The following is an 8,443-nucleotide window of genomic DNA, read 5'->3' on the forward strand; positions in this document are numbered from 1 at the left end:
CTTTCGGACGGGCGCGGCCGCATATTTTCGCCGCCACTGGCTCTGCGATAAAATTTCTCGCCGCGTAAGTCTGCCGAGTAAAATTCGGCTTTGTAAAATTTCAAAATTTTGTGGCTAAAATTCCACGGCACGGAATTTTACGCGACCGCATAATTTAGAGCATAGAACCCTCACCCTGTATTCAAACAGCGAAATTTATTTCGGAATTTTAAAATTTAGCGGTGTAAAATTTGTCCACGCGGCACGGAATTCTACCGCTCAAATTTCACAGCGCAAAATTCCTCAGCACAAAATTTACTGCCAGAATTCAGCTCGCAATTTAAAATTTCAAAATCCCGCGCCGTGAAATTTAAAAGCGGCTTTTGTTATAAAATTTTGCGAGCTTAATTTACGCTGCCGCAGCGATATTTGCCCGCTACGAAGGTGATTTTATCGCGGATCTGAGCGATCTGTCTTAGCGCCTCTGCTAAGAAATCCACGTCGCTTTCGTCGTGGATGAACGAGAAGCTAGCCCGCACCCAAGCGGGTTTGCGCGACATTTCGGTATCGGGCTGCAAGCCGAGCAGATCAAAGCCGTAAGGTGCTGCACAGTCGCAGCCTGCGCGGGTCTGGATCTCAAATTTCTGCCCGAGCACCCCGGCTAACGCGTCTGCGCCGAGACCTTGCATATTAAAAGCAAAGATCGGCACGCGCGGCGCAGTGAGATTGCCGTAAATTTCAATCTCGGGGATTTTTGAAATTTCACTTATGAAGCGCCTGCAGATCGCCTCTTCGCGCGACTTGATCGTCTCTAGCCCCGCGCTTTTGCGAAGCTTTAGAGCAAGATAAGCTCGCACCAGCGCGATGATGCCCGGCGTGCCTGCTTCCTCCAAGCGCTCCTTGTCGATTATAAAGCGCTGCGTTAGGGCATCTGCGTATTTGATCGTGCCGCCTCCTGCGAATGTCGGCTCCTCGCCGCGCAAAAGCTCCTTTCGCACCGCTAAAATCCCACTAGCGCCCACGCCGCCTAAGAGCTTGTGCGCACCGAAAAACATGCCGTCGCAAAAGCCAAGATCCACGTTTTCGTGTGCGATGAGCGCGCTAGCGTCCACAAACAGCCGCCCGCCGTGCGCTTTTAGCATCAAGTAAGCGCGCTTGTAGTCTATCTTTAGCCCCGTCACGTTCGATGCCGCGGTAAGTACGCCGTAAATTTCGCGCCCTTTGTTTGCGGATAGAATTTCGCCCAGCCGCGCAAAGTCCATCAGCCCGCTTGGATCCAGCGGCACGCGCACGACCTCGCAAAGCCCCTGTCTTAGGCTAATTTCAACGGAGTGGTGCTCAAAAGGCGAGATGATGAAAAGCGGCAGCTCTTTTATGCTCTCGCGCCGCAAGCCGAGCCTATCTCGCGTCGCGGGCGGCAGGTAGATGCCTAGAATTTCCCAAAGTTTCTTAATCGCCGCAGTCGCGCCAAATCCGCACGAGATCAGGTAGTAGCGCTCTTCGCAGCCCAAAAGCTCTTTGATTTTGGCTCTTGCGTTTTCGTAGTAATCGCTCGTGATCTCGGCGCTCGCTCCACCTGCGGAGTGGACGTTGGCGTATGTTGCAAGCACGCGCTCGATCTCCGCTTCTATAGGGCGATACGCAAGGCCCGAGGCGGCGAAATCGAAGTATTTGACCCCCTCTTTTAAGATGATATTTTCTTTGATCGTTTGAAAATCCAAAGCGCGACTCCAAAATTTTTGCAAATTATATCCAAACTCGCTAAAATTACGCCCGCAAGGAGGGCGAAATTTACGAGTTAAAAGACACGGCGCGAAATTTGGGCGATGCTGGTATCGACGCGATTTTGCAGTTTCATTTCGTATTTGACGAGATAGGCTGTATAAGCGGCTACGCGGACGTTTTCGAAGCGATCGAAAATGAAATTTTGCTCTGCTTTGAACATCTCGGCGAGCGCTTTAAATTCGGCGGCGAGTGTGAAGAGCAGATCAAAAAAGCGCTGATGAAATTCGCTAGAAGCGACCGCAAAAAAATAGGAATTTCAAAAATCTTGCCGCGATTTACGGCGCAAAAAATCACCGCAGATCTCATAAACGCGAAGTTTTTAATCACCGAAAAATCAAGCGAGCAAAGGGCGCAAAAAGCCCGTAAAAACGACCGCCTACCGCGCGCGCTGCGCCGCTACCATATCACCGACAAAGTCCATTTTAGCAGCAACTTCGCGAGGTTTTGGTTTAGATTTATCGAGCCGAACCTGCCCGCGCTGCGCCGCGGCGAGATAGGGCACGTGCTAAGTCTAATCAAAGCAGATTTTAACGCCTACGCGGGACTCGGGTTTGAAATTTTAAGCAAAGAGCTGCTAGCGAAGTATCTAAATTTAGAGATTTCGCAAATTTCAAGCTTTTGGAACAAAGAGGTCGAGATCGACATCTACGCGAAATTTGAGAGCTTTTGCGTCGCGGGCGAGTGCAAATACAAGGAGCGAAAAATTTCAAAAAACGTGCTAAACGAGCTCATACTCAAATGCGAAAAAGCGCACCTCGCGCCCGATCTACTCGCGCTGTTTTCCAAAAGCGGCTTTAGCGGCGAGCTACAAAACCTAAAAAGCGATAAAATTTTACTCTTCTCACTCGAGGATTTTAAAATTTTACTTTGAACTGCGCGCCAAAAAAGCCTAGAATATGGCGCGAGCGAGCGGTACCGTGCGCGTACGGTATGCCGCAAGAAATAAGTGGGGTGCTACCTACGGATACGCTATCTACGGGCGGCATAAGCAGAGCATGGGTAAGCGCAAGGCATGGCAGACGCGCTATCGATAGGCGGTATGAAGGTGTGTTGAGCGGACGGCGGGCGCTATGGATAGGCAGACAGCACGCTATCAGAGGCGCACTATGACATCAAATTTTAAACACAATCTACAAGCAGAAAATCTGCCAAGCGCCAAATGCGAGTTTTTAAAATTCTATCACTAAATTTTAACACAGGTTTAGGCAGCTACGTCACTCACGCACAAATCAGCCACTTGCGAATTTCCCGCGACTATTGATAAGCAAACACTTGCTATATGTAAGCAAACTCGCGCCACTGCAAAACCGCAACTATTCATATACAAACTTCGCGCCCTAAATTCCATAAATTTAGACTATTTTTTCACCTTGATCACATATGGCACCGATTTGATCACGCCTTTAGAAAACAGCGTCTTGGTATCCGCATATACGGCGTCAAGCTCGGCTTTTGAGACATCCGCATCGCTTACCTGCACGTCCTTGTCGTAGTATTTCTCGATCACGTCGATCGCGCCCTTTTGATCGCTCGGAGAGAGGGCTTTTAGACGCTTTAAAACCAGCGCCGATTTGATAAACGCGCTCTTGCCGTGCACCGGCGCAAAGATCAATTTTACGTTGCTGTTGCGAAGATGCTTCGTGATCCTCTTCATCTCCTCGGCGCAATACGGGCACTCCGGATCGCCCACGATGTAGGTCACGTAGGGATTATTTTTATCAAACGACTCGATATAGGCAAATCTCGCGGGATTTATGCTTTTTAGCAACTTAAGTGCGGCAGCATCATTGGCGTCTTTTAAAGTTTGCATTCTCGCCTTAAATAGCGCTGCGTCTGCCCCGTCCGCAAGCTTAGGCTCCTCTGTTACCGCCACTAGGCTTTTGGCGTCGTCGCTAGCCAAAAACGCCTCTTTTTTATCGCCCGAGCGGACGATCAGCAAATTTAGCCCGTTTAGCGAGTTTAGCTTGTCGATCGAGATGAGCTGAGCGTTTTTATCATTTAGACTTTGCTTTAGGTTTTTTACGAACTCCGCTTCGTTCGCATTCGCGCCAAGCACAAAAGCCGCACACGCAGCCAAAACGTAGATGAGTTTTTTCATAGCTTCCCTCCCCTTAAAATTTCGCCAATTATATCAATTTAAAATAAAATTTGTTATAATCGCGCCTCATTAATTTAAGGAGAAATTTATGGCTTATTCAATGGGCGATCTAAAAAAAGGTCTAAAAATCGAGGTGGACGGAATTCCGTTTAAAATCATAGAATACCAACACGTAAAACCGGGCAAAGGGCCAGCTTTCGTGCGCGTTAAAATAAAATCTTTCATCGATGGCAAGGTGCTTGAAAAGACCTTCCATGCGGGCGATAAATGCGAGGCGCCGAATCTTGAGGAAAAAGAGATGCAGTATCTCTACGACGACGGCGAGGCGTGTCAGTTCATGGATACCGATAGCTACGAACAGATCGCGATCAGCGACGAGGATGTGGGCGAGGCGAAAAAATGGATGCTAGATGGCATGATGGTAAATATAATGTTTTACAACGGCAAAGCGATCGGCGTGGATGTGCCGCAGGTGGTGGAGCTTAAGATCGTAGAAACTGCGCCAAATTTCCGCGGCGATACGCAGGGTAGCAACAAAAAGCCCGCCACGCTTGAGACCGGCGCCGTGGTACAGATCCCATTTCACGTGCTAGAAGGCGAGGTCATCCGCGTTGACACCGTCCGCGGCGAGTATATCGAGCGCGCGAATAAATAATCCCCCCTGTTTTTGCGAAATTTTGATTTCGCAAAAATTCCTCTTTCTTTTAAAATTTATAAACTCCGAGCGATAAATTTAAACCGCGATCGTCGCGCAGATTTGATTAAAATGGCTTTTTAAATTTGCCGAAATGTGGGATAATTTAGTCTAAGCTTTACGCAACGCTGATTTTTTGCAAAATTTAAAATAGCTTTACGATTAAATTTACGGATATGAAATTTGAGTATAAAAACGCCCGAAAGCAAATCTTGCGACCCGCTTTCGGGCTTTGAGCTAGGCTGCAACTTTAATTAGATTTAAAATTTCACCTTCACTTGGGAAACGAGGCTTAGCAAAATCTTTATTGAAGAAAAGCTTTCTGCCGTCAACTTCTACTAGAAAGTCTCCGCTGCCACCAGGGGCCAACTCGACAACTGCATCCTTATAGACGCTTGTTATTTCATCTCTCACACGGAGAGCTTGCGGTCTATAAGATCAAGAATTACAATAAGTAATTACAACCTTCATCTTTATTCCTTTCTAAAAAAGTGCCACATTCTAGCAGAACTAGCTTAAATTTTAATATAAAAGTTGGGGTTCCGCGCGCCTCAGCATTTAAAATTTATGGGCGAAATTTCGCCGTTTGCAAGCTTTAAATTTTGCTGCCGCGGGCTCAAGGCTAATCCTAAAATTTTAAAATTTCATCGTAGCAGAGATAAAAATCGCAGTCTCGTTCGCGAAATTTCTTATCGCCATGAAAGTGTCCGAAATACCGCCGTGCAGGCCTTACGAGTTCAAAGATCTGCTGCAGATACTCAGACGTTTTATCGAAAGTGCTTTTGCCGCACCAAAGGTATTCTTTTAAAAATTTCATCGCAAACCACGGCGCCGTGTGGCTCAGCACCGCATCAATCCGTCCGCCCGTAGCGATGAAATCGCGCGCATTTTGCATCGCGCAAGCAAACTCCTCCTCGCTTGGAATCTCGCGCGCCCACCAGCTAAGCCCCGGTATCCGATGCGCCTTATCGACGCTAAGCGCACCGCCGAAGCACAAAAAATGTCGCCCTGCAATCTCGTAAATTTCGCCGCGCCGCAGCCAAAAAATATTCTCGCCGCCCACGCTCACGGTGCCGCCAAATTTCCGCTCGCGCGGCAGCTGATCCAACATATCGAAATTTTCGTGGTTGCCGTCTATGAAAAGAAGCGTGGCGGGGAAATATCTTTCTATATTTTTGCGCGCCATAAACTCATCTATCCGCTCGCTCCAAAACAGCCCGAAATCTCCGAGCACGATGACGAAATCATCGGCGCTAAGCCCGCCCGCAAAGGCCTTGTTCGTTATTTTGCCGATCTCGTTTATGCCGTGCGTATCGCCGCAAAGATATATCATCTGCCTCTCCTTTTTTGCTTTCTTAAATTTAACTCGCCGCGCTTTGTCGCAATTCGTGCAAATGGAATTTTAAGCGCTAAATTTACCCGCAGCGCACACGTCGCAAAAACCCGACTAGCGTTCCGATCCGCAACCACGCAAATTTAATCCAAATTAAAAGCGTAAATTTAGGCGACGTGTTTTAAAAGCACAGGCATCAAGCCTATCGACGCGTAAATTTAAAGCCGCAGCTTCTGATTTAAATTTCGCGGCGCAGATTTAAGCGGCGAAATCCAAGTAGGCGCAGCTTTGCTTACTGCCGCTAAATTTTAAATTTAGCGACGGATTTTGTAAATTTATAGCGAACCACATAAATTTAGCGGCGGATTGTGCAATTTCCACAAAGAGCTTTGTAAATTTTCACAACGAACTTTAAAATTCCACGGCGAGCCGCGTAAATTTAAAGATTGAATTTAAAGCCTGCCGCGCAATTTCGTCGCCAGCGCTGCGCCGATTTTTTCGTAGCCCTCTTTTTGCAAGTGGATTTCGTCAGGACGGATCAGCCCGCGCTCGCGCCAGCCGCGCCAGCCGCCATCCTCGTCCATAAGACCGGCTATGTCGTAAAACATCGCCCCTTCGTCTCGCGCTAGATGCGCTAGCACCTCCGCAGCGCGTGAGGCGTTTGGCACTTTAGGGCTTCGCGGCGGCGCTACGAGCAGGATTTTCGCACCGGGAGCTGCAGAGCGGACAGAGCGAAGCAGCCCACGGACGCTTTGGTAGAATTTTTGCTCGTCAAATTTCGGATCCATCGCATCGTTTGTGCCATAAGCGATGACTACGAGATTGTATCTAAGTCCTGAAAAATCCCTACCAAAGGCATCTGCACCCCATTTTTCGTAGAGGTTGCTAAACGCGCCGTTGCTCGCACAAGAGTCTGCAAAGCGCGCGTTTTTACGATAAATTTTATATCCTCCAAGCTCTGCTCCATCACGCAGCGATCGAATTTCGATCGGAAATCTAAGTCGCAGCTTAGAATACTCCCATTTCTGCGGCACTTCTTGCGAAATATACGCGCTTAGCCCACTTGCATCGCGCACGCGAAAAATCTCGCCGCCCTGATCCGATTTATGTAAAATTTCGACGTAAAAATCGCCGCTAAGCTGCTTTAGCTCCAGTCGCACATTAGCGCCCTTTTTGCCGGTAGCGATCACTCCGCATAGTGGAAAATCGGGGTCTTGCTCGGTGCGGGATGAGATTACATTAAAGCCGCTTTGCTTAAATTCTATATTTTCGCTTTTGTGATATTTAGGCATCATCGCAGGCACGAAGCCGACGCTGTTTTGCACGAAAAAGCCGTGTCTGAAAGCATCTATCAGCGCGTCGCTTCCTAAATGCGAATCGCCAAAAAATTTCACTCCAAAGCCCGCAGAGCTTTTTATGTTTGCGGAATTTATGCCGCGAACGCCTGCGTTTGCCGCGCATCCGCCTAATAATGCGGCAAATAAAATCACTATAAATTTACTCAACTTCTATCCTTGATAAAATTTCTTTCGCTACTGCTTCGCAACCCTCTTTGCTCATATGAATGCCATCATCTTGGCGCACGCGCACGAGCTTGGAGCCGCTTTGCAGATAGGTTTTATAGACGCCTTTTTCGCACACCAGCGGGGTTGTTTGCATAAAATACCCGCCAAGCGCCATACTAGCGTCGGCATATATTTGATTTAGCAGCTGCGTTTTCTCCTCAAAATCTGGCTTTTGCATACACGGCATCGCTAGCCACAGCACTCCCGCACCGTGCGAGTGCGCCGTATCGTAGATCTCGCGCACTCTTGAGGCGTAAAACTCCCGCCAGCGCGGCGTTTTAATGCCATAAGTTTTGCCGCCCGCGCGGTACTCCCAGACGTCATTGGCGCCCAGCAGCACGACTACGAGCTTAATGCCGCCGTTTTCGCTAAGCGCGGTATCGAGCGTCTTTTGCCAGTCGAAAGATTTCTTGCTCGCAAGCCCCGTAGATTGCTTGCTAAGATCGATCACCCTCAGGCTTCGCTTCGGGAAAAATTTCTTAGCGTTCATCCCCACGTATTGCATCAGACTATCGCCCATAAAAAGCACCTCATCGCCTGCATTTAGGCGGATTTTGCCATCGTCGCTAAGCGAAATTTTAGCATCAATCTCCACGGAGCTTTGCGTCGTTAAATTCTGCTCCAAAGCCTGCGGAACAGGGAGTTGAGAATCGGAATTTTCGCCGCTTTGCAAGGTTGCGCTTGCCACGACGGGATTTTGCGACGCAGCGGAGCTGTGCGGCATAGAGCTTGTTGTAGCCAGTCTTTGTGACACGGAATTTTGCGAAGTAGAATTTTGAGGGATGGAATTTTGTGCGTAAGGCTCTTGCGCAGAATCGCGCGTCTTTAAATGATGCGCAGAATTATTTAAAGAGGAATGCTTTGCAGCATGAGCTTGCGGCTTGCTATCTTGCGGTTTAACGCTTTGCGAAGCATCGTGATCTCGTGCCCTCGTGCTTTGCAAAGCTTGATTTTCCGCCATACGATCTTGCGCAGGTTTTTTAAAATTT

10 protein-coding genes are annotated in these 8,443 nt (G+C 48.4%); 3 read left to right on the forward strand and 7 right to left on the reverse strand.

Annotated features, from left to right (window positions below; genetic code table 11):
* Positions 1 to 383: 383 nt before the first annotated feature.
* Positions 384 to 1,724, reverse strand: a complete 1,341-nt coding sequence (locus Q0256_RS02820) for an aminotransferase class V-fold PLP-dependent enzyme (protein WP_297959858.1) — start codon at positions 1,722 to 1,724, stop codon at positions 384 to 386.
* 74 nt (positions 1,725 to 1,798) lie between these two features.
* Here Q0256_RS02820 and Q0256_RS02825 point away from each other — a divergent pair, with 74 nt between their 5' ends.
* Positions 1,799 to 2,635: a DUF234 domain-containing protein gene (locus Q0256_RS02825; RefSeq protein ID WP_297959860.1), complete on the forward strand. Its 837-nt coding sequence runs from the start codon at positions 1,799 to 1,801 to the stop codon at positions 2,633 to 2,635.
* Positions 2,636 to 2,694: 59 nt separating this feature from the next.
* Complete coding sequence (locus tag Q0256_RS02830; RefSeq protein ID WP_297959862.1) at positions 2,695 to 2,874, forward strand: hypothetical protein; 180 nt, start codon at positions 2,695 to 2,697, stop codon at positions 2,872 to 2,874.
* 247 nt (positions 2,875 to 3,121) lie between these two features.
* Here the strand turns inward: Q0256_RS02830 and Q0256_RS02835 are convergent, their stop codons facing one another.
* A complete protein-coding gene (locus Q0256_RS02835; RefSeq protein ID WP_297959864.1) occupies positions 3,122 to 3,862 on the reverse strand; it encodes a hypothetical protein in 741 nt (246 codons plus the stop codon).
* Positions 3,863 to 3,950: 88 nt separating this feature from the next.
* On the opposite strand from Q0256_RS02835, the gene efp reads away from it, so the two are divergent.
* Positions 3,951 to 4,517 (forward strand): elongation factor P, encoded by a 567-nt coding sequence (gene efp / locus Q0256_RS02840; protein ID WP_005871146.1) that lies wholly within the window; start codon positions 3,951 to 3,953, stop codon positions 4,515 to 4,517.
* Positions 4,518 to 4,793: 276 nt separating this feature from the next.
* Here efp and Q0256_RS02845 read toward each other — a convergent pair whose 3' ends face one another.
* From Q0256_RS02845 to Q0256_RS02865, 5 genes are all read right to left on the reverse strand, one after another.
* Positions 4,794 to 5,027, reverse strand: coding sequence for a SelT/SelW/SelH family (seleno)protein (locus tag Q0256_RS02845; RefSeq protein WP_295098848.1), 234 nt, complete (start codon positions 5,025 to 5,027; stop codon positions 4,794 to 4,796).
* Positions 5,028 to 5,184: 157 nt separating this feature from the next.
* The gene (locus tag Q0256_RS02850; RefSeq protein ID WP_297959866.1) at positions 5,185 to 5,889 is read right to left on the reverse strand and encodes a metallophosphoesterase; all 705 of its coding nucleotides are present in this window, start codon (positions 5,887 to 5,889) and stop codon (positions 5,185 to 5,187) included.
* 258 nt (positions 5,890 to 6,147) lie between these two features.
* On the reverse strand, positions 6,148 to 6,270 hold the full coding sequence (locus Q0256_RS02855; protein WP_297959868.1) for a hypothetical protein: 123 nt from the start codon (positions 6,268 to 6,270) through the stop codon (positions 6,148 to 6,150).
* A 71-nt stretch (positions 6,271 to 6,341) separates the two neighbouring features.
* Positions 6,342 to 7,394: a GDSL-type esterase/lipase family protein gene (locus Q0256_RS02860; RefSeq protein ID WP_297959870.1), complete on the reverse strand. Its 1,053-nt coding sequence runs from the start codon at positions 7,392 to 7,394 to the stop codon at positions 6,342 to 6,344.
* Positions 7,387 to 8,443 (reverse strand): DUF459 domain-containing protein (locus Q0256_RS02865; RefSeq protein ID WP_297959871.1); only part of this gene is annotated, 1,057 nt, incomplete at its 5' end. The genes Q0256_RS02860 and Q0256_RS02865, both read right to left, overlap by 8 nt.

It is taken from the genome of uncultured Campylobacter sp., from assembly GCF_937949835.1.
Taxonomy (GTDB): Bacteria; Campylobacterota; Campylobacteria; order Campylobacterales; family Campylobacteraceae; genus Campylobacter_B.

Excerpts from the sequence above, each read along its gene's own strand:
- efp (WP_005871146.1), top strand. The coding sequence starts at position 3,951 with ATGGCTTATTCAATGGGCGATCTAAAAAAAGGTCTAAAAATCGAGGTG.
- Q0256_RS02830 (WP_297959862.1), top strand. The coding sequence starts at position 2,695 with ATGCCGCAAGAAATAAGTGGGGTGCTACCTACGGATACGCTATCTACG.
- Q0256_RS02835 (WP_297959864.1), bottom strand. The coding sequence starts at position 3,862 with ATGAAAAAACTCATCTACGTTTTGGCTGCGTGTGCGGCTTTTGTGCTT.
- Q0256_RS02850 (WP_297959866.1), bottom strand. The coding sequence starts at position 5,889 with ATGATATATCTTTGCGGCGATACGCACGGCATAAACGAGATCGGCAAA.